Annotated in this window: 20 protein-coding genes; 2 read left to right on the top strand and 18 right to left on the bottom strand. The window is 61.8% G+C overall.

Annotation, left to right across the window (positions count from 1 at the left end):
• Nucleotides 1-2: 2 nt before the first annotated feature.
• From hflX to dusB, 8 genes are all read right to left on the bottom strand, one after another.
• A complete protein-coding gene (hflX, locus tag NKH80_RS10770) occupies nt 3-1,394 on the bottom strand; it encodes a GTPase HflX (RefSeq protein ID WP_352991476.1) in 1,392 nt (463 codons plus the stop codon).
• Nucleotides 1,395-1,640: an RNA chaperone Hfq gene (hfq, locus tag NKH80_RS10765; RefSeq protein WP_006202172.1), complete on the bottom strand. Its 246-nt coding sequence runs from the start codon at nt 1,638-1,640 to the stop codon at nt 1,395-1,397.
• Nucleotides 1,641-1,785: 145 nt separating this feature from the next.
• Nucleotides 1,786-2,649 (bottom strand): D-amino-acid transaminase, encoded by an 864-nt coding sequence (locus NKH80_RS10760; RefSeq protein ID WP_352991473.1) that lies wholly within the window; start codon nt 2,647-2,649, stop codon nt 1,786-1,788.
• Nucleotides 2,650-2,739: 90 nt separating this feature from the next.
• A complete protein-coding gene (gene ntrX, locus NKH80_RS10755; RefSeq protein ID WP_254817201.1) occupies nt 2,740-4,101 on the bottom strand; it encodes a nitrogen assimilation response regulator NtrX in 1,362 nt (453 codons plus the stop codon).
• On the bottom strand, nt 4,091-6,376 hold the full coding sequence (locus NKH80_RS10750; protein WP_352991470.1) for a sensor histidine kinase NtrY-like: 2,286 nt from the start codon (nt 6,374-6,376) through the stop codon (nt 4,091-4,093). The genes ntrX and NKH80_RS10750 overlap by 11 nt, the downstream gene beginning before the upstream one ends.
• Nucleotides 6,377-6,504: 128 nt before the next feature.
• A complete protein-coding gene (gene ntrC, locus NKH80_RS10745; protein ID WP_254817199.1) occupies nt 6,505-7,965 on the bottom strand; it encodes a nitrogen regulation protein NR(I) in 1,461 nt (486 codons plus the stop codon).
• Nucleotides 7,962-9,104, bottom strand: coding sequence for a two-component system sensor histidine kinase NtrB (locus NKH80_RS10740; protein ID WP_352991467.1), 1,143 nt, complete (start codon nt 9,102-9,104; stop codon nt 7,962-7,964). Before NKH80_RS10740 ends, ntrC begins: the two co-directional genes overlap by 4 nt.
• Nucleotides 9,101-10,129, bottom strand: a complete 1,029-nt coding sequence (dusB, locus tag NKH80_RS10735) for a tRNA dihydrouridine synthase DusB (protein ID WP_352991464.1) — start codon at nt 10,127-10,129, stop codon at nt 9,101-9,103. The genes NKH80_RS10740 and dusB overlap by 4 nt, the downstream gene beginning before the upstream one ends.
• 180 nt (nt 10,130-10,309) lie before the next feature.
• On the opposite strand from dusB, the gene NKH80_RS10730 reads away from it, so the two are divergent.
• Nucleotides 10,310-11,530 (top strand): bifunctional 2-C-methyl-D-erythritol 4-phosphate cytidylyltransferase/2-C-methyl-D-erythritol 2,4-cyclodiphosphate synthase, encoded by a 1,221-nt coding sequence (locus tag NKH80_RS10730; RefSeq protein WP_352991461.1) that lies wholly within the window; start codon nt 10,310-10,312, stop codon nt 11,528-11,530.
• Nucleotides 11,527-12,036, top strand: coding sequence for a CinA family protein (locus tag NKH80_RS10725; protein ID WP_254817196.1), 510 nt, complete (start codon nt 11,527-11,529; stop codon nt 12,034-12,036). Before NKH80_RS10730 ends, NKH80_RS10725 begins: the two co-directional genes overlap by 4 nt.
• Here NKH80_RS10725 and NKH80_RS10720 read toward each other — a convergent pair.
• From NKH80_RS10720 to eno, 10 genes are all read right to left on the bottom strand, one after another.
• Nucleotides 12,012-12,473, bottom strand: coding sequence for a type II toxin-antitoxin system RatA family toxin (locus NKH80_RS10720; RefSeq protein ID WP_254817195.1), 462 nt, complete (start codon nt 12,471-12,473; stop codon nt 12,012-12,014). The two genes, NKH80_RS10725 and NKH80_RS10720, sit on opposite strands and share 25 nt — an antisense overlap.
• 12 nt (nt 12,474-12,485) lie before the next feature.
• Nucleotides 12,486-13,451 (bottom strand): lipoyl synthase, encoded by a 966-nt coding sequence (lipA, locus tag NKH80_RS10715; RefSeq protein ID WP_254817194.1) that lies wholly within the window; start codon nt 13,449-13,451, stop codon nt 12,486-12,488.
• A 137-nt stretch (nt 13,452-13,588) separates the two neighbouring features.
• Nucleotides 13,589-13,846 carry a GlsB/YeaQ/YmgE family stress response membrane protein gene (locus NKH80_RS10710; RefSeq protein WP_023675081.1) on the bottom strand — a complete coding sequence of 86 codons (258 nt, stop codon included), beginning with the start codon at nt 13,844-13,846 and terminating at the stop codon, nt 13,589-13,591.
• A gap of 98 nt (nt 13,847-13,944) precedes the next feature.
• A complete protein-coding gene (gene lpdA, locus NKH80_RS10705; RefSeq protein WP_352991456.1) occupies nt 13,945-15,390 on the bottom strand; it encodes a dihydrolipoyl dehydrogenase in 1,446 nt (481 codons plus the stop codon).
• 11 nt (nt 15,391-15,401) lie between these two features.
• Nucleotides 15,402-16,040, bottom strand: coding sequence for an SGNH/GDSL hydrolase family protein (locus tag NKH80_RS10700; protein ID WP_254817192.1), 639 nt, complete (start codon nt 16,038-16,040; stop codon nt 15,402-15,404).
• Between the two features lie 137 nt (nt 16,041-16,177).
• Nucleotides 16,178-17,554, bottom strand: a complete 1,377-nt coding sequence (locus NKH80_RS10695; RefSeq protein ID WP_352507417.1) for a pyruvate dehydrogenase complex dihydrolipoamide acetyltransferase — start codon at nt 17,552-17,554, stop codon at nt 16,178-16,180.
• Nucleotides 17,555-17,571: 17 nt separating this feature from the next.
• Entirely contained in the window at nt 17,572-18,975 is a 1,404-nt protein-coding gene (locus NKH80_RS10690) for a pyruvate dehydrogenase complex E1 component subunit beta (protein WP_352991453.1), read from the bottom strand.
• A 15-nt stretch (nt 18,976-18,990) separates the two neighbouring features.
• The gene (pdhA, locus tag NKH80_RS10685) at nt 18,991-20,031 is read right to left on the bottom strand and encodes a pyruvate dehydrogenase (acetyl-transferring) E1 component subunit alpha (RefSeq protein WP_352507419.1); all 1,041 of its coding nucleotides are present in this window, start codon (nt 20,029-20,031) and stop codon (nt 18,991-18,993) included.
• Nucleotides 20,032-20,202: 171 nt separating this feature from the next.
• Nucleotides 20,203-20,523 (bottom strand): FtsB family cell division protein, encoded by a 321-nt coding sequence (locus NKH80_RS10680; protein ID WP_352507420.1) that lies wholly within the window; start codon nt 20,521-20,523, stop codon nt 20,203-20,205.
• A 134-nt stretch (nt 20,524-20,657) separates the two neighbouring features.
• Nucleotides 20,658-21,932 (bottom strand): phosphopyruvate hydratase, encoded by a 1,275-nt coding sequence (gene eno / locus NKH80_RS10675; protein WP_352507421.1) that lies wholly within the window; start codon nt 21,930-21,932, stop codon nt 20,658-20,660.
• Nucleotides 21,933-22,075: the final 143 nt, after the last annotated feature.

The raw sequence follows: 22,075 nt of genomic DNA, 5'->3' as shown, positions 1-22,075 counted from the left end.
CCCTACCCGTTGTTTTGACGGCGCAATCGGCTTTCGATCTCCTGCCGGGCGCTGTGCGTGGCCTTGAGCGCGATGGTCACGCTGCCATCCTCATTGTCATCACGCAAGACGATGTCGCCGTTGCGGTAAAGCCAGTCGACGACGGCGAGTTGGTCGGGCTTGAGCGTGACGGTGAACGTCTCCAGTTCGCCCGACATCATCGTCTCGATGATCGCCTTCAGCGCATCGATGCCCTCGCCGGTCACCGCCGATATGGCGATTGGCGGTGCCTTCTTGCCGTCAGCACCATCAGCTAGCAGCCGCGCCCGGTTGCCCTCGTCGAGCCGGTCGATCTTGTTCCATACTTCGATGACGCGCTTGCTATCGCGGGCATCGACGCCGAGATCGGCAAGGATGCGCTCGACATCTTCGGCTTGCGCGGCCGTATCGGGATCGGAGATGTCGCGCAGATGAATGACGAGGTCTGCCTCGACCACTTCCTCCAGCGTCGCCCTGAAGGCCGCGACCAGATGCGTTGGCAGGTCGGAAATGAAGCCGACCGTATCGGAAAGGATGATCGGCGTACCGTGCGGCAGGCGCACGCGGCGCAGCGTCGGGTCGAGCGTGGCAAACAGCATGTCTTCGGCCAGCACCCCTGCTCCGGTCAGCCTGTTGAACAGCGTCGACTTGCCGGCATTGGTGTAGCCGACGATCGCCACCACCGGAAATGGCACCTTCTTGCGCTTGGCGCGGTGCAGGTCGCGGGTGCGGCGCACGGTTTCGAGCTCGTGCTTCAGCTTGGTGATCTTGTCCTGCAGCACACGCCGATCCGACTCGATCTGGGTCTCGCCAGGACCGCCGAGAAAGCCGGCGCCGCCGCGCTGGCGCTCGAGGTGGGTCCAGCTTCGGACAAGGCGGCCCTTCTGGTAGTTGAGATGGGCAAGGTCGACCTGCAGCGTGCCTTCCTTGGTGCGGGCGCGCTCGCCGAAAATCTCCAGGATCAGCCCGGTGCGGTCGAGCACCTTGGCGTTCAACTCTTTTTCGAGGTTGCGCTGCTGTACCGGGGTCAGCGGATGATCGACAATGACCACCTCCGCGTGGCCCTCTTTGACGATCTCGGCGAACTCCGCGACCTTGCCGCTGCCGAGCAGGGTCGCCGGACGTGGATCGTTGACGGTCACCACCGCCGTGTGGACCAAGTCAAGGTCGATGGCGCTGGCGAGGCCGACCGCCTCGTCGCGACGGGCCTCGGCGGAACGGGTCAGGCGCGGACGATTGGTATCGTCGTCGCCACGCGGCTGCCGGGTAAGCACCGGCACGATGACCACCGCCCGGGTCCGACCGTTGGCCTCTGTCCCGGTCTGATGTGCTGGTTTTCCGCGAACGCTGCGGTCCGCGTCTTTTTCACGTGCCAATCAGGCGCCCTGGCTTTCCTCACCATCGAACATCTGAACCGGCTGGCTCGGCATGATCGTGGAAATAGCGTGCTTGTAGACAAGCTGGGAATGGCCGTCGCGACGCAGCAGAACGCAGAAATTATCGAACGAAGTGACCACGCCGGTCAGCTTCACGCCGTTGATGAGAAAGATGGTGAGTGGGTTTTTGCTCTTGCGAACTGAATTCAGGAACAGGTCCTGAAGATTTTGCGATCGTTCCGCCATTGTTCTTGTCTTTCGCCGATCCCCTTCGGTTTGCAGGCCAATGCGCCAAATTAGCCGGCACATGTCAAGCACGCAAACACCATCTTGCCGTCAGTAACGACAAGCAGAACGAGATATATTGATGTTCATTCCATCTGTGCGGTTATCAGGCTGGACTTTTTTCCGCAACGTCAAAAAAGGCCTGCCGTAATGAAACTGTTATCGAGCCCGGGTGGCCGTTGGCGACGGGAGCGCCATCGATCGCCACCACCGGCATGGCAATCGTGGTTGCAGAGCTGATGAAAACCTCGCGCGCGGCCTTGGCTTCGGCAACCGAAAAACCGCGCTCCTCAATCTTCAGGCCGAGCTTGGCGGCGACATCGAACAGCGTCGTGCGAGTGATGCCGCGCAGGATGCCGTGCTCGGCGGGCCGTGTTACCAGCACGCCGTCCCTGGTGATGATCCACGCGTTCGACGATCCACCTTCCTTGACGGTACCATCAACATCAACGAACCAGGCCTCCTGAGCGCCGGCTTCCTTGGCTTTCTGCTTGGCCAGCACGTTCGGCAGCAGGCCGACCGACTTGATATCGACCCGATCCCATCGGTTCTCCGGCACCGTGATGACCCGGATCCCGCTCTCGGCCCGCTTCGCGGTAACTGCAGGATCGGCTTTTTTCGCGATCACCACCAGTGACGGCTTCGTGCCTGCCGGCGGGAAGAAAAACTCGCGGCTGGCGACGCCGCGTGTCACCTGGACGTAGACCAGACCGTCGACGACATGGTTGCGGCGGACCACCTCGCGCATGACGAGCGGCAGCACGCCGCGCGTGATCGGCCAATCGATCGAGAGTTCGGTAAGCGAGCGGTTCAATCGAGCGAGATGGCGCGGCATGTCGACGATGAAGCCTCGTGCCACCTCGCAGACCTCGTAGACGCCATCGGCGAATTGATAGCCACGGTCTTCGATATGCACGGAAGCTTCGGCGTGAGCGACATAGCGCCCGTTCACATAGGCAATGCGCGGCATGGCTAATCCCTGGAGGAAGTCCCAGCTTTCTTATGCGATTCCAGGGGCCGCAGTAACCGATAATTGCGTGGGCCACGACTGGTTTGGCTGTCAGACGCCCAGCGACTTCAGCTTGCGGTGCAATGCAGAGCGTTCCATGCCGATAAACTCTGCCGTCTTCGAGATGTTGCCGCCAAAACGGTTGATCTGGGCGATCAGATAATCCTTTTCGAATTGTTCGCGTGCTTCACGCAGCGGCAGCGCCATTATGTGCTGATCGGACTTGTTTGGAGTGCGCGGCATGACGTCGCCGATCTCGGCAGGCAAGAGGTCGGCGGTGATCGGCGCATCGACATCGTCACCACGCGCCAGGATCATCAGACGCTCGACATTGTTTCGCAACTGCCGAACGTTGCCCGGCCAGTTGTGCGCCTGCAGCACCGCCAGCGCGTCGTCGCCGATGCGACGCGGCTTGATGCCGGCCTGGCGAGCGATCTGCTTCATGAAATTGTCGACCAGATAAGGAATGTCCTCGCGACGCTCGGCCAGTCCCGGCACCATGACCGGAACCACGGCCAGGCGATGATAAAGGTCCTCACGGAAACGGCCGTCGGCGATCATGGCTTCGAGGTTCTGCGAGGTCGACGAGATGATGCGCACGTCGACCTTGACCCGCTTGGTGCCCCCTACCCGCTCGAACTGCTGTTCGACCAGCACGCGCAGGATCTTGTTTTGCGTCTCGCGCGGCATGTCGGCCACTTCATCGATGTAGAGAATGCCGCGATGGGCTTCCTCCAGCGCGCCGACCTTGCGTTCGACGCCGTTCGATTCGGTGCCGAACAGCTCGATCTCCATACGCTCAGGCGTGATGTTGGCGGCGCTCAGCGTCACAAAAGGTGCACTCTTGCGCGCCGACAATGCGTGGATGGCGCGCGCCGCCAGTTCCTTGCCCGAGCCGGAGGGGCCGATAATCATGACGCGGCTGTTGGTCGGCGCGACGCGCTCGATGGTCTGGCGCAATTGGCTCATTGCCGACGACATGCCGATGAGGTCGAAAGTCTCGCCGCTGCGCAACTTGAGATCCGAAACCTCGCGTCTCAATTTGGACGTTTCAAGCGCCCGTTCGGCAATAAGGATCAGCCTGTCGGCCTTGAACGGCTTTTCGATAAAATCATAGGCGCCGCGGCGGATGGCCGAGACCGCCGTTTCGATATTGCCGTGGCCCGAGATCATCACCACCGGCAGGTTCGGGTGCATCGTCTTGATCTCGTCCAGCAGAGCGAGGCCATCGAGCCGCGAACCCTGCAGCCAGATGTCGAGGAAGATCAGCCGGGGTGCTCGGTCGGCGACCGCCGCCAGCGCGCTGTCCGCGTCAAACGCCGTGCGTGTTTCGTGACCTTCGTCGCTCAGGATACCGGCGACGAGTTCGCGGATGTCTTCCTCGTCATCGACGATGAGAATATCAGACGCCATTACCGACCTTTTCAGTTTCTTTTTCGTGTTCCGTCTTGCCCTCGCCGCGTATCGGAACTGTGGCGGCAACCGGCAGGATGATGCTGATCATTGCACCCCGCCCACCGTGGAAGTCCGCTGGTGCATCGTGCAATTCGAGTCGCCCGCCATGGTCCTCCACGATCTTCTTGACGATAGCGAGGCCAAGCCCGGTGCCTTTCTCGCGTGTCGTCATGTAAGGCTCGAGCAAGCGCTGCCGGTTTTCGCGCGGCAAGCCCCTGCCGTTGTCGATGACGTCGATTCGAATCGCGCCATTCTGACGCCCGGCTTGAATCCGGATTATGCCGTGCGGACGATCCTCTGCATCAAGTCCGTCGATGGCTTCGGCAGCATTCTTGATGACGTTGCCGAACGCCTGCGCCATCAGGCGGCTGTCGAACGTGCCTTTGAGCGGCTCATTGCCGAAGACGCGCTCGAAGGTGATGTCGGCGCGGCTTACTTCGACCAGGAACGAGGCCTCGCGCAACGAATCGCGCAGATCGATTGCCTTCATTTCCGGTTTCGGCATGCGGGCGAACGCCGAGAACTCGTCGACCATGCGGCCGATGTCCTCCACTTGCCGGATGATGGTGTCGGTGCATTGATCGAAAACCTCACGGTCCTCGGTGATGACCTTGCCGTAACGGCGCTTGATGCGCTCGGCCGAAAGCTGGATCGGCGTCAGCGGGTTCTTGATCTCGTGGGCGATGCGCCGCGCCACGTCAGCCCATGCAGAGGAACGCTGTGCCTGGACCAGATCGGTAATGTCGTCGACTGTCACGACGTAGGACTTATCCTCCGAACCGTCGTCGCCGGCTTCAATCGTGATCTGCACGTTGAAGGTCCGTTCGGTGCCGGCACGATAGAAGGTGACCTGTTCGCGATAGACCGGCTTGCCCGATTTGCGGCCGATCTCGAAGACGCGGCCGACATGCGGCAGCACCGCGGAAAGGTTCTGCCCAAGCGCTGCCGGAGCGGATATGGCCAGCATCGTTTCGGCCGAACGGTTGACGATGGTGACGATGCCATATGGATCGACGCCGATGACCCCGGCGGTGACGCCGGCAAGCACCGCCTCCGAAAAGCGCCGCCGCTCGTCGATCAAATCCTTGGCCGACAGGATCTCGTTGCGCTGCGATTTCAGCTCCATCAGCATCTTGTTGAAGGTGTCGCCGAGCGAGGCGACGTCGCCGTCGGAGGGGCGGACAGGCACGGCTACGTCGAGATTGCCGGTAGCGACCTCGTCCGCCGCGCCGATGAGCTGACGAATCGGCCGCACCAGGCGGTCGGCCACCGCAATGCCGGTCCAGATGGCGGACAGGATGATGATCAGCGTCAGCGACAGATAGGGAAGCGCGAAAGCCACTTGCGAGGTGCGGCGGTTGTCTTCGAGACCGCGATATTCGGCGGTGTTGGATTTGACGATCTGCCGTGCCTTGATCACCTCGGGATCGACGAGGCGGATGGTGTAGAGATAGAGGCCGTCGATCTCGCGCAGCTTGACGATGGCACCCATGATGTTGCGGGTGCGCGGTTCTATCAGCACCGGCTTGCCGTCGGCAGCGCTTGCCACGGCGCCCTCAGGCGGCTCCGGCATGGCAAAGTCCGCGTTGGTTTTGGCGCTCATGACGAAGGAACCATCGGGCTTGATGAGTGCCGCGTGCGCCAGCGAGCGACCCACCGCCTCCTTGTTCATGAGGTCGAGGAAACCGGTACGATCGAGGCCGTAAAGCGTGCGCGAAGCGTCGAGGTCGTAAGCCATTGACAACGTCGTGCCCTGAAGATTTCGCGCGTTTTCCTGCACGTAGGCGTCAGCGATCGACAACGACGAATTGACGATCGTCTTGGTGCGGATCTCGAACCAGCGGTCGAGGCCGATGTCGAGCGTGATCGACGCGATGATCGCCACCATGATGGCGGGGATGGCGGCGACCAGCGCAAACATTGCCACTATGCGCACATGCAGGCGCGACGCAGCCTTGCCATGCCGTCGTGCCATCAGGATGCGATGCACCTCGCGGCCGACCAGCAAGATCAGAAACAGGACGAACGCCGCATTAAGCGCAATCAGTGCCAGCGTCGTCCTCGCGTCGGGCGTGATCGGCGTCGCGCCGACCAGAATGGCGAAGGAGATCGCCGCCGTCACCAGCGCACCGGCAATGGCGATCACGCCCGGCAGCGCAAGCAGCCGGCGACCGTCTCGCGCGCCCGTATTGCTGAAAAGCGATTTGCTCAGTGTCGGTGCGTGCAGGGCCATGTCGCCGTCTAGAGCCAGTGATTGCGTCGGATGTATGCAACGCATTGTGGCGATTATGCAACAAGTGTGGCCGAGACGGAAATCTTTCGGCAATCGATCCCCTGGAAAGCGCTCGTAAAGGGATTCGTCTAGACCTGCCTGGACGATTTGTAGACGTTGACGCCGAGTTCGCGAATCTTCTTGCGCAGCGTGTTGCGGTTGAGCCCCAGCAATTCGGCAGCCTTGATCTGGTTACCGCGCGTTGCGGTCATCGAGGCGAGGACCAGCGGATATTCGACCTCGGAGAGGATTCGCTGATAGAGCCCGGCCGGGGGCAGGTCGCCGGCAAACGAGGCAAAATAGCGTTGCAGGAAATGCTCCACTGCCTGGCCGATGGAAAGGTCATCGGGAATGAGGTTGCCGCCACCTGGAACGACAGGCCTTTCGCCGGTCTTCAACTCCGCCTCGATGATCTCGGCGGAAATCTCGTCCTGCGAATACAGTGCGGCCAGCCTGCGGATGAGGTTTTCGAGTTCGCGCACATTGCCGGGCCATGGGTAGCGCTTCATCAGCTCGATGCCGCCGGTGGAAATGCGCTTGGTCTGCAAGCCTTCACTGACGCCGAGCTTGAAGAAGTGGCGGACGAGGTCCGGAATGTCTTCCGACCGCTCGCGCAGCGCCGGCAACCTGAGCGGCACAACGTTCAAGCGGTAGAACAGGTCCTCGCGGAAAAGCCCCTGATTGATCAGTGTGCGCAGGTCCTTGTTGGTGGCAGCGACGATGCGCACGTCGGTCTTGATTGGCGTGCGGCCGCCGACCGTGGTGTATTCGCCCTGCTGCAACACACGCAGCAGCCGTGTCTGCGCTTCCATCGGCATATCACCGATCTCGTCGAGGAAGAGCGTGCCGCCTTCGGCCTGCTCGAAACGGCCGGTGGAGCGGTTCTGCGCGCCGGTAAAGGCGCCCTTCTCGTGCCCGAACAACTCCGATTCGATCAGGTCGCGCGGGATCGCCGCCATGTTGATAGCGACGAACGGACCGCCTCGGCGGCGGCCGTACTCATGCAGCGCGCGCGCCACCAGTTCCTTGCCGGTACCCGACTCTCCGCTGATCATGACCGTCAGGTCGGTCTGCATCATGCGCGCCAGCATGCGGTAGATGTCCTGCATGGCAGCCGAGCGGCCGACCAGCGGCATCGTTTCCGGCGGCTCGTCGGCCCGCGTATCGATCTTCGGCCGCCGCGGCTCGGAAAGAGCGCGGTTGACGATGTTGAGCAGCTCGGTCAGGTCGAACGGTTTCGGCAGATACTCGTAGGCCCCGGTTTCGGAGGCACGAATTGCTGTCATGAACGTGTTCTGCGCACTCATGACGATGACCGGCAGTTCCGGTCGCGCCTTCTTGATGCGCGGCAGCATGTCGAAGGCGTTCTCGTCAGGCATGACAACGTCGGTGATAACCAGATCGCCCTCGCCCGCCGCAACCCAGCGCCACAGCGTCGAAGCGTTGGAGGTGACACGCACGTCGTGGCCGACGCGCGAAAGCGCCTGGTTGAGGACAGTGCGGATGGCCGCATCGTCGTCGGCGACGAGAATATTGCCGCGAACGGTCATTTGCGGTCTCCTTCACCGTCGTCGTCGGTGCCAAACTGGGTTTCTTTCCACGCCGGCATCAGGATGCGGAAAGTGGTGCCGCGCGGGATCGATTCGCATTCAATGATGCCGCCATGCTCGCCGACGATCTTTGCGACCAGCGCCAGACCGAGACCGGAGCCGTTCGGCTTGGTGGTGATGAAAGGATCGAAGAGGATCGGCAGGATGTCTTCGGAAACACCCGAACCGTTGTCACGCACGCAGAATTCCAATGGCAGCGATACGCGGTCCTGGGTCCCGGGTACGGAAACACGGATGCCCGGACGGAAGGCGGTCGATAGCATGATCTCGCCCTGCGGATCACTGCCGATCGCCTCGGCGGCATTTTTTACCAGATTGAGAAACACCTGGATGAGCTGGTCGCGATTGGCAAAAACCGGAGGCAATGATGGATCATAGTCCTCCAATATCTTGATTCGCTTGGCAAAACCGTTCTTGGCGATTGCCTTGACATGGTCGAGCACGACATGGATGTTGACGGGGTAGCGGTCGATCGGCCGCTCGTCGGAAAACACCTCCATGCGGTCGACCAGCGAGACAATGCGGTCGGTCTCGTCGGTGATCAGCCTGGTCAGTGCGCGATCCTCGTCGGACGCCGACAGCTCTAGCAACTGCGCAGCACCACGAATGCCGGACAGCGGGTTCTTGATCTCATGGGCAAGCATCGCGGCGAGGCCGGTGACCGAGCGTGCCGCACCGCGATGCGTCATCTGCCGGTCGATCTTGTCGGCCATTGAGCGTTCCTGGAACATCACCACGACCGAGCCTGGAAATTCCGTCACTGGTGCGACGTAGAGGTCGACCACCTTCTCGATGCCGAGGCGTGGCGACGACACGTCGACCCGGTATTCGTTGACCGGCGCCCGGCGCTCGCGCACCTGGTCGACAAGCGTCAGCAGCGGGCTGCCGAAAGGAATGAGCTTGTGCAGCGTGTTGCGGGCGAGCATCGTGGCGCTCGACCGGAAAAAATCCTCGGCATCGGCATTGGCGAAGGTGATGAAACCTTGCGGATCGACCATGATTACCGGCCGGCGAATGGTGTTGAGCACAATATGCGCGGCGTCCGCCATATCCGTGCTCTGTGTGACGGTGGCGTTCATGCCGCACTCCGCAGGTTCGCCGCTTCGGGAGCGGTTGAAAACATGTCGCGCAGCAACGCAATGACACGCCCAGGCTCGAAAGACGTGAGTATGGTCTTGCGCCGGTCGTCGCTTGTGCCGCCGGCGTGGCGGTCGAGATACCAGCCGAGATGCTTGCGCGCCTGGCGCACTCCGCTTTCCACGCCATAGAGCGCCAGCATGTCTTCGTAATGGGCAATGACGTAGTCGGCCAGCGCTTGCGGGCTTTCCGGCATGCTGGATACCGGCTCGGCCAGCGCGGCCGCTACAATGCTGCCGGCCGTCCACGGCGCGCCATAGTGCGCGCGGCCGGCCATCACCGCGTCGGCGCCAGACTGCTCGAGGATCGACGCGGCCTCTGCCGGCGAGCCGACATCGCCATTGGCAACGACCGGGATCGAGACCGCCTGCTTGACGCGTGCGATGGCACGCCAGTCGGCCTTGCCCTGATAGAACTGGCAACGCGTGCGGCCGTGCACCGTCACCATCTTCACCCCGGCCTGCTCGGCGCGTCGCGCCAGCATCGGCGCGTTGAGCGCGCCTTCGTCCCACCCGAGCCGCATCTTGACCGTGACTGGCACCGCGATCGCGCCGACTACCGCTTCGATCAGCGACAACGCGTGGTCGAGGTCTCGCATCAGTGCCGAACCGGCATAGCCGCCCGTCACCTTTTTGGCCGGACAGCCCATGTTGATGTCGATGATGTCGGCGCCTTCGCCGACCGCGATTCGCGCGCCTTCGGCCATGTGCATTGCCTCGTGGCCGGCAAGCTGGACCATGTGGACAGGCAGCCCGGAATGACGGATGCGCAGGCCGGAACCAGCCCTGCCCTTTGCAAGCTCACCGCTCGCCACCATTTCCGATACGACCAGCCCGGCCCCATGCGCATGCGCGCGTTGCCGGAACGGTTCGTCGGTAATGCCCGACATCGGCGCGAGAAACACGCGATTGCGGATTCTCACGCCACCCACATCTAGCGGCGAAGCCAATTTGGTCACATCAGGCATGCACAAAAACCAAGCACCTTCGGTTGCTGCACATTCTCTAGCCAGAACGACGGCAATGTGCAACGCGCAATGTCGTGACATTAAGGCGCATTTGGGAAAAAACGGATCGCCGCACCGCATCAATCCTGGGTCTTTCAAAAGCGATACCACTTTTCGGGATCATGCGTTAAGCGTCTCGGCATGAGAGATGTGAGCGAAAAGCAAGCTGCGGACGACAAGGTCGCCGTGGTCATCGTTGCTGCCGGCCGCGGCGCGCGCGCCGGACAGGCCAATGGGCCGAAGCAGTACCAGCAAATTGGCGGCGGCGCCGTTATTGCACGCACGCTCGGTGCCTTTCTGATGCATCCGAAGATTGGACCTGTCGTCGTTGCTATCCATGCCGACGACGGCGCGCTTTTCCGCCGTGCGGCCGGTGCGAACGCCGACCGTGTCGTCGCTGTGACCGGCGGTACGTCACGGCAGGAGTCCGTCCGCCTTGGACTGCTGGCGTTGAGAAGCAATGCGCCGGGCCGGGTCCTGATCCATGATGCGGCCCGGCCGTTTGTCGATGCGGAACTGATAGACCGCACGATCGCCGCCATTGGCGAGCGCCAGGGGGCACTGCCTGCTTTGCCGGTTGCCGATACGCTCAAGCGCGAAACGGCCGAAGGCATGATCGGCGAAACCGTGTCCAGGGCTGGGCTTCATGCCGCACAGACACCGCAAGGCTTTCCGTTCTGGCCGATCCTGGCTGCGCACGAAAAGGCTCATCATCTGGGCAAAGCGGATTTCACCGACGATGCGGCAATCGCCGAATGGGCGCATATTCCGGTGAAGATCGTTCCCGGCTCGCCGGACAACGTCAAACTGACCTGGGCACGGGATATTGCAATGGCGGATCAGCGGCTTTCTAGCGCCCCACGTTTTCCCGACATCCGAACGGGCAATGGCTATGACGTCCATGCGTTCGAGCCCGGCGACCATGTCACCCTGTGCGGCGTCGCCATTCCACACGACAGGAAATTGTCCGGCCATTCGGATGCCGATGTCGGTCTCCACGCCTTGACCGACGCCCTGCTCGCCACCTGCGGCGCCGGTGACATCGGCACGCATTTCCCGCCCTCCGACCCACAGTGGAAAGGGGCCGCTTCACGCATCTTCGTCGAACACGCGGCCAAGCTGGTGCGCGCGCGCGGCGGGCGCATCGCCAACGTCGATATCACCCTGATCTGCGAGGCGCCGCGCGTCGGCCCGCATCGCGAGGCCATGACCGAAGCGCTTTCCGCAATCCTGCGAATTTCGCTGGATCGCATTTCGATCAAGGCGACAACCAATGAGAAGCTCGGCTTCGTCGGCCGTGAGGAAGGCATAGCGGCCATCGCGACCGCCAGCGTCGTGTTTCCAGGGAATGTCCCCGAGTGAGCAATAGCGATCTCGCAGATGCCCTGCTTCAGGCCTGCCAGCAGCGCGGCATCACGCTGGCGACGGCCGAGAGCTGCACCGGCGGCATGATCATCGCCGCCCTGACCGACATCGCCGGTTCTTCCGCGGTGGTCGATCGCGGCTTCATCACCTATTCCAACCAGGCCAAGACCGAGATGCTCGGCGTCTCGGCCGCTACGCTCGAGGCGCACGGCGCGGTCTCGCGCGAGACCGCAGTGGAGATGGCGGCCGGAGCCTTGGCCCATTCGCCGGCCGGGCTTGCACTGGCGGTAACTGGCATCGCCGGTCCGGCCGGCGGCTCGGCGGAAAAACCTGTCGGCCTGGTCTGGTTCGGCGTCGCCGTGGCTGGCCGGCCGGTAGTCAGCGAATGCCAGCTTTTCGCCGACAAGGGCCGTGATTTCATCCGCCGGGAGACGGTCCGGCATGCGCTTGAGCTGGGTCTGCGCGCGCTCGCTGCGGATCAGGCTGCCGATGGCGCGCCGTAGATGATTTCGGCCCTTTTCTCGAACGCCTCGGAGAACATGCGGAAGGCACGGTCGAACATGGTTCCCATCAACGCACCCAAAATGCGGCTCTTGAACTCGTAGTCGATAAAGAAGCAGACGTTGCAACCGCTGCCGTCCGCCGGGTCGAAGCGCCAGACATTGCTCAGATATTTGAAAGGGCCGTCAATGTATTTGACATCGATGGCGTTCTCGTCCGGCTTCAGCAGCACCTGCGTGGTAAAGGTCTCGCGGATCGCCTTGTAGCCGATGCTCATGTCGGCGATGAGCAAGGTGCGTCCGTCGCGTTCCTTGCGTGAGCGAACCGTCAGTGCCTCGCAAAGCGGCAGGAATTGCGGATAGGATTCGACATCGGCGACCAGGGCGAACATCTGCTCCGGCGTATGCGCGACGCGGCGATGGGCTTCGAATTGTGGCATGAAACCAGTTTGTTAGGCGGACTTCCTGAGAAACGCTTCACGCGCCGCGCGTAGTCTGGCGAAATCGTCGCCGGCATGGTGCGACGAGCGCGTCAGCGGGCTTGACGCCACCAGCAGGAAGCCCTTGGTCTTGCCGATCGTCTCGAAGGACTTGAATTCCTCAGGCGTGACGAAGCGGATCACCGGATGGTGTTTCTTCGACGGCTGCAGATATTGGCCGATGGTCATGAAGTCGACATTGGCCGAACGCAGGTCGTCCATCAGTTGCAGGATTTCGTTCCGCTCCTCGCCAAGGCCAACCATGATGCCAGACTTGGTGAAGATCGAGGGGTCAAGCTCCTTGACCCGCTGCAAGAGCCTGATCGAGTGGAAATAGCGCGCGCCCGGCCGAACCGTCAGATAGTTAGACGGCACGGTCTCGAGATTATGGTTGAAAACATCCGGCTTGGCCGCCACGACAATCTCCAGCGCACCGTCCTTGCGCAGGAAATCGGGCGTCAGGATTTCGATCGTCGTCGACGGGGTTGCTGCCCTGATCGCACGGATGACATCGGCAAAATGCTGGGCCCCGCCATCGGCGAGATCGTCGCGATCGACGGAGGTAATGACGACATGGCTCAAGCCCATCTGCTTGACCGCATGCGCGACACGCGCCGGCTCGTCGGGATCGAGTGCGGTCGGGATGCCGGTGGCGACATTGCAAAAGGCGCAGGCCCGCGTGCAGATCTCGCCCATGATCATGAAGGTGGCGTGCTTCTTCTCCCAGCACTCGCCGATATTGGGGCAGCCCGCCTCTTCGCAAACCGTCACCAGCTTGTGAGACTTCACGATTTCGCGCGTCTCGGCATAGCCTTTCGACATCGGCGCCTTGACGCGGATCCAGTCAGGCTTGCGCAGTACGTCCTGATCCGGCTTGTGCGCCTTTTCGGGATGCCGCAGGCGCGGCGCATTGGCAATCGTGTCAAGGACGGTGACCATGTGAAACCCGGCTCATTGGCAAGCGCTTGTCCAGCGCTCGCTCTACCCACGTCATCTAGGACTTTTCGGCGAAAAGAAAAAGGCCGCGATCACGCATGCCGCGGTGGCCTTTTTCGCATAGCAAGTGCCGACAGAGGTTAGCGGCGCACCAGTCGTCCGACCGCAATCAGAATGCAGGCGCCGATGAAGCCGGTGATCAGATAGGCGATCCAGCCGACGCCGAAGATGCCAATGTTCAGGGCCTGCAAGATGGCGTTCAACACGATTGCGCCGACAATGCCGAGAACGATGTTCATGAGGATGCCGGTATTGCTCTTCATGACCATCTCGGCGAGCCATCCCGCCAGGCCACCGATGATGATGGCTGCTACCCAGCCCACGCCGTTCATTTCCATATGCCCTCTCCTTGTATGATGGATGATGCCTGCGAAACGAATTGCTCTGCCGTCGAGTTCCTTTGTGTCTTCCCTGTGAGACTCGCCCAACTAATTTATCATGCATTCAGTGCGCGACCATAGGCGTCGAGTACACTCTCCTTCATCATCTCTGACAGCGTCGGGTGCGGGAAGATCGTGTGCATCAGCTCTTCCTCGGTGGTCTCCAGATTCATCGCCACGACGAAGCCCTGGATCAGTTCGGTTACTTCTGCGCCGACCATGTGGGCACCCAGCAACTGGCCGGTCTTCTTGTCGAAAATGGTCTTGACGAAGCCTTGGTCCTCGCCGAGCGCAATCGCTTTGCCGTTTGCCGCGAACTGAAAGCGGCCGACACGGATGTCCTTTCCGTCGGCTTTCGCTTTGGCTTCCGTCAGTCCGACCGAGGCGACTTGCGGATTGCAATAGGTGCAGCCCGGGATCTTCAGCTTGTCGGTGGCATGCACGCCGGGGAAATTGGCGATCTTTTCCACACAGACCACGCCCTCATGCTCGGCCTTGTGGGCGAGCATCGGCGGTCCGGCAACGTCGCCGATGGCGTAGATGCCCGGCACGTTGGTCTTGCCGTAGCCGTCGACGACGACGCAACCGCGGTCGGTCTTCACGCCGAGCGTCTCGAGGCCGAGGTTTTCGATGTTACCCTGTACGCCGACGGCCGAGATCATACGATCGGCGGTGATCTTCTCGACCTTGCCGTCCTTCATCTCGACATGCGCGGTGACCGAACTGGCGCCCTTCTCGACCTTGGTTACCTTGGCTTCGAGGATGATCTTCATGCCCTGCTTCTCGAACTGCTTTTGCGCAAACTTCGACACTTCGGCGTCCTCGACCGGCATCACGGCTGGCAGCAGTTCGACCACCGTCACCTCGGCGCCCATGGTGCGGTAGAACGAGGCGAACTCGATGCCGATGGCGCCCGAGCCCATCACCAGCAGCGATTTTGGCATCTCTTTCGGCACCATCGCCTCGAAATAGGTCCAGATCAACTTGCCGTCAGGCTCGATGCCGGGCAGCGCGCGCGGCCTGGCGCCGGTCGCCAGAATGATGTGCTTGGCGCTATAGGTGCCCTCGCCCTTGACGCCCTTGGGCGCCGGCGGCTGCGGCTCCATCGGCTTCTTCGACGATTTCGACACGACGATCTCGCCAGGTTTGGTCAGTTTGGCTTCGCCCCAGATGACGTCGACCTTGTTCTTCTTCATCAGGAAGCCGACGCCGCCGTTGAGCCGCAGCGAGACCTTTCGTGACCGATCGACGACGGCGGCTGTGTCGACGCTGATCTTGCCATCGTTCTTCAGGCCGTAGTCCTTCAGATGATCCGAATGGTGCATGATCTCGGCGGAGCGCAGCAACGCTTTCGTTGGAATGCAGCCCCAGTTGAGGCAGATGCCGCCCAAGTGCTCGCGCTCGACGATCGCCGTCTTGAAGCCAAGCTGCGCCGAACGCACTGCAGTGACATAGCCGCCGGGGCCGGAGCCGATGATGATGACGTCGTAGTTCTCAGCCACGGCTTTCTCCTTCACAATTCCAACATAAGGCGCACGAACGGCGCCAGCGCTTGCCCGACGTTCCGGGTGTTTTCTGCGTCGAGGTGGACGCCGTCGAGCGGCGTCGTTTTGGCCACCGTGCCGGCATCGAAGAAGCCGCAGCCGGCCTCGTCGGCAAGGGCGGAATATTGCGGCGCCAGCCGCTTTGACGCGTCATCGCCGCCGGCGAACATTTCCTTGAACTCGGCGTTTTCCGTGCGGCTGACTACGGGCGGCGCGACGATCAGGATCTGCGGCGCCGGCCAATTGAACGGGTAATCGTGACCGCGCACGATATCGATCAGGCGTTGCATGCCTTGCTTGGCCGCGACCGGATTACCATGAATCCACGGCTTCATATCGTTGGCGCCGAGCATGATGATGATCAAGTCGATCGGTGCGTGCGTCGTTAGGATTGTTGGCAACAGCCTTGCGCCATTGCGGTCCGCCCCGGCCAAGTGATCGTCGAAGGCGGTGGTTCGGCCATTCAGGCCTTCGGCAACGACCTCGACGCCGCTGCCCAATGCCGCCTGCAGCACGCTCGGCCAGCGATCTTCCAGCGGGTGCCGGCCGAGGCTTGCCGCGTCATAGCCCCAGGTCAGCGAATCGCCATAGCAGAGGACCGTTTTCATGCGTTTTCCCCCCTCCAACAAAGACCTATCCGCAATCGCTACCGCCCGAACAGCCAATGTACGATAATCGTTTACGAGCCGGATTGGATGGAGGCGAAAAGGCTGGTGTAGAATTTCCGCACCGCCCTGTTCCCTGCTTAGACCAGCATGCCCATCGGATTTTCGATCATGCGCTTGAAGGCGACGAGCAGCTCGGCGCCGAGCGCACCGTCGACTGCGCGGTGATCGGTCGACAGCGTCACCGACATGATTGTTGCGATCTTAATCTCGCCGTTCTTCACCACCGCGCGTTGCTCGCCGGCGCCGACCGCCAGGATCGTCGCATGCGGCGGGTTGATGACGGCAGAAAAATCCTTGACGCCGAACATGCCGAGATTGGACACCGCCGTGGTGCCGCCCTGATATTCTTCCGGCTTGAGCTTGCGGCTGCGGGCGCGGCCGGCAAGGTCCTTCATCTCGTTGGAGATAACGGACATCGTCTTTTCGTCAGCACGCCGGATGATCGGGGTGATCAGGCCGCCGGGGATCGATACGGCAACGCCGACATCGGCGTGCTTGTGCTTGATCATGGCGTTTTCTGTCCACGACGCATTGGCATCCGGAACCGCCATCAGCGCCATGGCCAGAGCCTTGATGACCATGTCGTTGACCGACAGCTTGTAGGCCGGCGTTTCGCCCTTCTCGGTCTTCTTCACCGGGGCGGCCGCATTGATCTGTGTGCGCAGGGCCAGAAGTGCATCGAGTTCGCAGTCGAGCGTCAGATAGAAATGCGGAATGGTGGTCTTGGCCTCGACCAGCCGCCGCGCAATGGTCTTGCGCATATTGTCGTGCGGGATCAGCTCGTAGGAGCCTTCGGCAAACAGTTTGAGCACCTGCTCGTCCGGCATCGCCTTGGGTGCTGCGGTCGCAGGTGCCGCAGCGCCGGCGGGCGCCGCTTTTGCTGCTGGTGCCGCCTTGGCGCCGCCACTGGAAATCGCGGCATCGACGTCGGCCTTTACCACGCGGCCGTGAGGGCCGGAGCCGGTCAGCGCCGCGACATCTATACCAGCTTCGCTGGCAATGCGCCGGGCCAGCGGCGAGGCGAAGATGCGCTCACCGTTTGCATGGCCGTTGGCGGCCGGCGCCGCTTCCGCCTTAGCTGCAGGTGCGGCAGGCTCCTGCTTCGGCGCTTCGGGCTTTGGTGTTTCAGCTTTGGAGGCGTCCGCTTTCGGAGCCTCAGCCTTTGCCGGCGCAGCGCCGTCACCGCTTTTCGCGGCGGCCGCCGCATCCTCCCCCTCAGCCGCCAGCACCGCGATCAGCGCATTGACCTTGACGCCTTCAGTGCCCGCCGGAACCACCAGCTTGGCGACCGTGCCTTCGTCGACGGCTTCGACTTCCATCGTTGCCTTGTCGGTCTCGATCTCGGCAATCACGTCTCCCGGCGAGACCTTGTCGCCTTCCTTGACCAGCCACTTGGAAAGGTTGCCCTCTTCCATTGTGGGCGACAGCGCCGGCATGGTGATGTTGATAGGCATTTTGTCCTCCGCCCTGCTCAGCGATATGTGACGGCTTTGACCGCCTCGACGACCTCGCCGACATTGGGCAGCGCCAGCTTTTCGAGGTTCGCTGCATAGGGCATCGGCACGTCCTTGCCGGCAATGGTGATGACCGGTGCGTCGAGGAAATCGAAGGCGCGCTGCGAGACCTGATTGGCGATATGGTCGCCGACCGAGTTCTGCGGAAAGCCTTCCTCGACCACCACCAGGCGATTGGTCTTTTTGACCGAGGCGATGATCGTGTCGAAGTCGAGCGGGCGGATGGTGCGCAAGTCGATTATCTCGGCATCGATGCCCATGCCACGCAACTCCGCCTCGGCCTTAATCGCGTAGGTCATGCCGATGCCGAACGAGACGATGGTCACGTCCTTGCCGGATTTGTGAATGCGCGCCTTGCCGATCGGCAGCACGAAATCGTCCATCTTCGGCACGTCGAAGGAGTGGCCGTAAAGGATTTCGTTCTCGAGGAAGATGACCGGGTTCGGGTCGCGGATCGCCGCCTTAAGCAGACCCTTGGCGTCGGCGGCGGTATAAGGCATCACCACTTTCAAGCCGGGAATATGGCTGTACCAGGCGGCATAGCATTGCGAATGCTGCGCGGCGACGCGGGCAGCCGCCCCGTTCGGGCCGCGAAAGACGATCGGGGCACCCATCTGGCCGCCAGACATGTAGAGCGTCTTGGCGGCAGAATTGATGATCTGGTCGATCGCCTGCATGGCGAAGTTGAAGGTCATGAATTCGACGATCGGCTTCAAGCCGGCCATCGCCGCGCCAACACCAACGCCGGCAAAGCCGTGCTCGGTGATCGGCGTGTCGACCACGCGCCGCGGACCGAATTCCTGCAACAGGCCTTGCGTGATCTTGTAAGCGCCCTGGTACTCGGCAACCTCCTCGCCCATGACAAAGACATCGCCGTCGCGGCGCATTTCCTCCGCCATTGCATCGCGCAAGGCTTCGCGCACCGTGGTCGAGACCATTTCGGTGCCGGCCGGGACGTCGGGATCGGCGGCAATTTCCGGCTTGGGCGAGGCGGCAACAGGGGCTGCCGCTTCGTTCTTGGGCGGAGCGGCCGCGGGGGGCGGAGCAGCCGCGGGCGCTTCCGCTTGCGACTCAATGGCCTCCTCGCCGATACCTTCGCCTGCCTCGTCGACGTCTTCGCCATCGACGGCCAGCACAGCGATCAGTGTGTTGACTTTGACCCCCTCGGTGCCGGCAGGAACCACGATCTTGGCAAGCGTGCCGTCGTCCACGGCTTCGACTTCCATCGTTGCCTTGTCGGTCTCAATCTCGGCAATGGCGTCACCCGCCGCGACCTTGTCGCCCTCTTTCTTCAACCACTTGGAAACATTACCCTCTTCCATGGTCGGCGAGAGGGCGGGCATGAGAATTTCGATCGGCATGTCCTTGCCCTCTCGTTAAAGTACGATGTCGGTCCAGAGCTCGGACGGATCCGGCTCCGCGTCGTTCTGGGCAAATTCCGCGGCGTCGGCGACGACGTCGCGGACTTCCTTGTCGATGGCCTTGAGTTCGTCCTCGCTTGCCCATTTCTTGTCGAGCAGCCGCGCCTTGACCTGCTCGATCGGGTCACGTTCGGAGCGCATTTTCTGCACTTCTTCCTTGGAGCGGTATTTTGCCGGATCCGACATCGAATGGCCGCGGTAACGATAGGTCTGCATTTCGAGAATGAGCGGCCCGTTGCCGGCGCGGCACCATTCGGCGGCGAGGTCGCCGGCGGCCTTAACGGCGCGCACATCCATGCCGTCGACCTGGATGCCTGGAATCTTGAAGGAGGCGCCGCGGTGCGAGAAATCCGTCTCGGCCGAAGAGCGCGAGACCGAGGTGCCCATGGCGTAGCGGTTGTTCTCGATGATGTAGATCACCGGAAGCTTCCACAGCGAGGCCATGTTGAAGCTTTCGTAGACCTGGCCCTGGTTCGCGGCGCCATCGCCGAAATAGGTCAGCGTCACATTGTTGTTGCCGCGATAGCGGTTGGCGAAGGCAATGCCGGTGCCGAGCGACACTTGCGCGCCGACGATGCCGTGGCCGCCGTAAAAATGCTTCTCCTTGGAGAACATGTGCATGGAGCCGCCCTTGCCTCTCGACAGGCCGCTACGGCGCCCGGTCAGTTCGGCCATGACGCCGCGCGGTGACAACTCCATGGCCAGCATATGACCATGGTCGCGATAGGCGGTGATCATCTGGTCGCCATCGATCAGCGCCATCTTCATGCCGGTAACGACCGCTTCCTGGCCGATGTAGAGGTGGCAGAAACCGCCGATGAAGCCCATGCCGTAAAGCTGGCCGGCCTTTTCCTCGAAGCGGCGGATGAGCAGCATGTGCCGGTAGGCGGCAAGCTCCTGGTCTTTGGTGAATTCAACAGGCTTCGGGGTGGAAAGGCCCGGCGTTTTACCGTCTGATTTGGATTTGGCAGGCGCTTTTCTGGTGGCGGTGGCCATGCATCACTCCCTGTTGGCGTCTCTTGGCGGACAGCGAGGGAGATCAGTTCTCCCACCGATTTGAGGCAGGCTAACATGCAGGGAAGGCTTTCGCCATGCCGAAAACGCATGGCTGTCATGCATCTAAGCAATTAAAATCATTGCAAATATCGCCGATTAACTGAAATCGGGTTATCTTGCGACCGGCAACATGATGGTGATCTCGTCGGCGTGAGACAGATTAAGCGCCTTGCGCGCTTGCTCGTCCAGCATGTCCTTCTCCAGCGTGCCCTCATGCATCAGCTGAACGCGGCGCTCGAGATCGATCCGACGTGCCTTGACGGTATCGAGCCTGCCCTGCAATTCGGCAGTCTCAGCTTCGAGCTGATACTTGGAATAGATGCCGAACTCGCCATGATAGGCATGGAAACCGAAATAAGTCAGGAACACCACGCAGAGCGAGGGGATGATCAGCCGGCCGGTGTTTCTTTGCTTGTGCTGGCGTGTCCACATGGTCCGAATCCTCTACGCCGCCTTTGTCGCCCGATTGTGCTTAATGGACGGTTACAGCCTGTTGGATTCAGAGCCAGGAAGCAAAAAAGGGCGGGAATGTCCCCGCCCTCGCCGCCACGGATTTTCTCTCGAAATCAGCTTTTCACGATCGACTTGCCGGCATATTGCGCCTGCTTGCCGAGCTCCTCCTCAATGCGGATGAGCTGGTTGTACTTGGCCATGCGATCCGAGCGCGACAGCGAGCCCGTCTTGATCTGCCCGCAATTGGTGGCAACGGCGAGGTCGGCGATGGTCGAATCCTCGGTCTCGCCCGAGCGGTGCGACATCACCGCGGTATAGCCGGCCTTGTGCGCGGTCTCGACGGCGTCGAGCGTTTCGGTAAGCGAGCCGATCTGGTTGACCTTGACCAGGATCGAATTGGCGACACCCATGCGGATGCCGTCGCGCAGCCGCGCCGTGTTGGTGACGAACAGATCGTCGCCAACCAGCTGCGTTTGCTTGCCGATGAGATCGGTCAGTATTTTCCAACCGTCCCAGTCATCCTCCGCCAGGCCGTCCTCAATGGTGATGATCGGGTAGTCGGCAGCAAGTTTGGCCAGATATCTGGCCTGTGCCTTCGGGTCGCGGGTTTTCCTCTCGCCTTCATAGACGTAGTTGCCATCCTTGAAGAATTCGGTCGCCGCGCAGTCGAGACCTAGCGCAACCTCCTCGCCAGGCTTGAAGCCAGCCTGCTCGATCGATTCCATGATAAAGTCGAGCGCGGCCGGCGCACTCTTCAGGTTGGGAGCAAAGCCGCCCTCGTCGCCGACGTTGGTGTTATGGCCGGCGTCCTTCAGCTTCTTTCGCAGCGTATGAAAGATCTCCGAGCCCCAGCGCACGCCGTCGCGCAGCGTCGGCGCGCCGATCGGCAGGATCATGAATTCCTGGAAATCGATCGGGTTGTCGGCATGCGCGCCGCCATTGATGATATTCATCATAGGCACCGGCAGCACATGGGCCTTGGTACCGCCGACATAACGGTAGAGCGGCAGGTCGGCCGCTTCGGCCGCGGCCTTGGCCACCGCCAGCGACACGCCGAGGATGGCATTGGCGCCGAGCCGGCTCTTGTTGGCCGTACCATCGAGCTCGATCATGGTCTGGTCGATATGGATCTGATTCTCTGCCTCCATGCCGCCGATCGCCTCGAACAGCTCGCCGTTCACCGCCTCGACCGCCGTGAGCACGCCCTTGCCGAGATAGCGGGGGCCGCCATCGCGCAGTTCGACCGCCTCATGCGCGCCGGTAGAGGCACCGGACGGCACCGCGGCGCGACCCATCGAGCCATCTTCGAGCACGACGTCGACCTCGACGGTCGGATTTCCGCGGCTGTCCAGGATTTCACGCCCGACAATGTCGATGATGGCCGTCATTGCGATGTCCCCGATTGATCGATTGAAGCGTCGCGCACCTCTTAGCCAAAGCGCCGCAAAACGCAATCGGGGCAGTTGCAAACATTGCCCCGCGCCCATTGCCGCTCTTGGGACTCACGAAGCACAAAACACTGTCATCATTT

This window comes from Mesorhizobium sp. M0904, from assembly GCF_040319475.1.
Classification (GTDB): domain Bacteria; phylum Pseudomonadota; class Alphaproteobacteria; order Rhizobiales; family Rhizobiaceae; genus Mesorhizobium.
Note: the sequence above shows the minus strand (reverse complement) of the source record. Positions and strands in the feature narration are given on the sequence as shown.

Coding starts and splice junctions, on each gene's coding strand:
- ntrC (WP_254817199.1), bottom strand. CDS start 7,965: ATGACCGTTCGCGGCAATATTCTCGTCGCCGACGACGATGCGGCCATC.
- NKH80_RS10730 (WP_352991461.1), top strand. CDS start 10,310: ATGAGAGATGTGAGCGAAAAGCAAGCTGCGGACGACAAGGTCGCCGTG.
- dusB (WP_352991464.1), bottom strand. CDS start 10,129: ATGCCTGATGTGACCAAATTGGCTTCGCCGCTAGATGTGGGTGGCGTG.
- pdhA (WP_352507419.1), bottom strand. CDS start 20,031: ATGGCCACCGCCACCAGAAAAGCGCCTGCCAAATCCAAATCAGACGGT.
- NKH80_RS10760 (WP_352991473.1), bottom strand. CDS start 2,649: ATGCCGCGCATTGCCTATGTGAACGGGCGCTATGTCGCTCACGCCGAA.
- NKH80_RS10720 (WP_254817195.1), bottom strand. CDS start 12,473: ATGCCACAATTCGAAGCCCATCGCCGCGTCGCGCATACGCCGGAGCAG.
- eno (WP_352507421.1), bottom strand. CDS start 21,932: ATGACGGCCATCATCGACATTGTCGGGCGTGAAATCCTGGACAGCCGC.
- NKH80_RS10710 (WP_023675081.1), bottom strand. CDS start 13,846: ATGGAAATGAACGGCGTGGGCTGGGTAGCAGCCATCATCATCGGTGGC.
- ntrX (WP_254817201.1), bottom strand. CDS start 4,101: ATGGCGTCTGATATTCTCATCGTCGATGACGAGGAAGACATCCGCGAA.
- NKH80_RS10690 (WP_352991453.1), bottom strand. CDS start 18,975: ATGCCGATCGAAATTCTCATGCCCGCCCTCTCGCCGACCATGGAAGAG.
- lipA (WP_254817194.1), bottom strand. CDS start 13,451: ATGGTCACCGTCCTTGACACGATTGCCAATGCGCCGCGCCTGCGGCAT.
- hfq (WP_006202172.1), bottom strand. CDS start 1,640: ATGGCGGAACGATCGCAAAATCTTCAGGACCTGTTCCTGAATTCAGTT.
- NKH80_RS10700 (WP_254817192.1), bottom strand. CDS start 16,040: ATGAAAACGGTCCTCTGCTATGGCGATTCGCTGACCTGGGGCTATGAC.
- NKH80_RS10695 (WP_352507417.1), bottom strand. CDS start 17,554: ATGCCTATCAACATCACCATGCCGGCGCTGTCGCCCACAATGGAAGAG.
- NKH80_RS10750 (WP_352991470.1), bottom strand. CDS start 6,376: ATGGCCCTGCACGCACCGACACTGAGCAAATCGCTTTTCAGCAATACG.
- NKH80_RS10740 (WP_352991467.1), bottom strand. CDS start 9,104: ATGAACGCCACCGTCACACAGAGCACGGATATGGCGGACGCCGCGCAT.
- NKH80_RS10680 (WP_352507420.1), bottom strand. CDS start 20,523: ATGTGGACACGCCAGCACAAGCAAAGAAACACCGGCCGGCTGATCATC.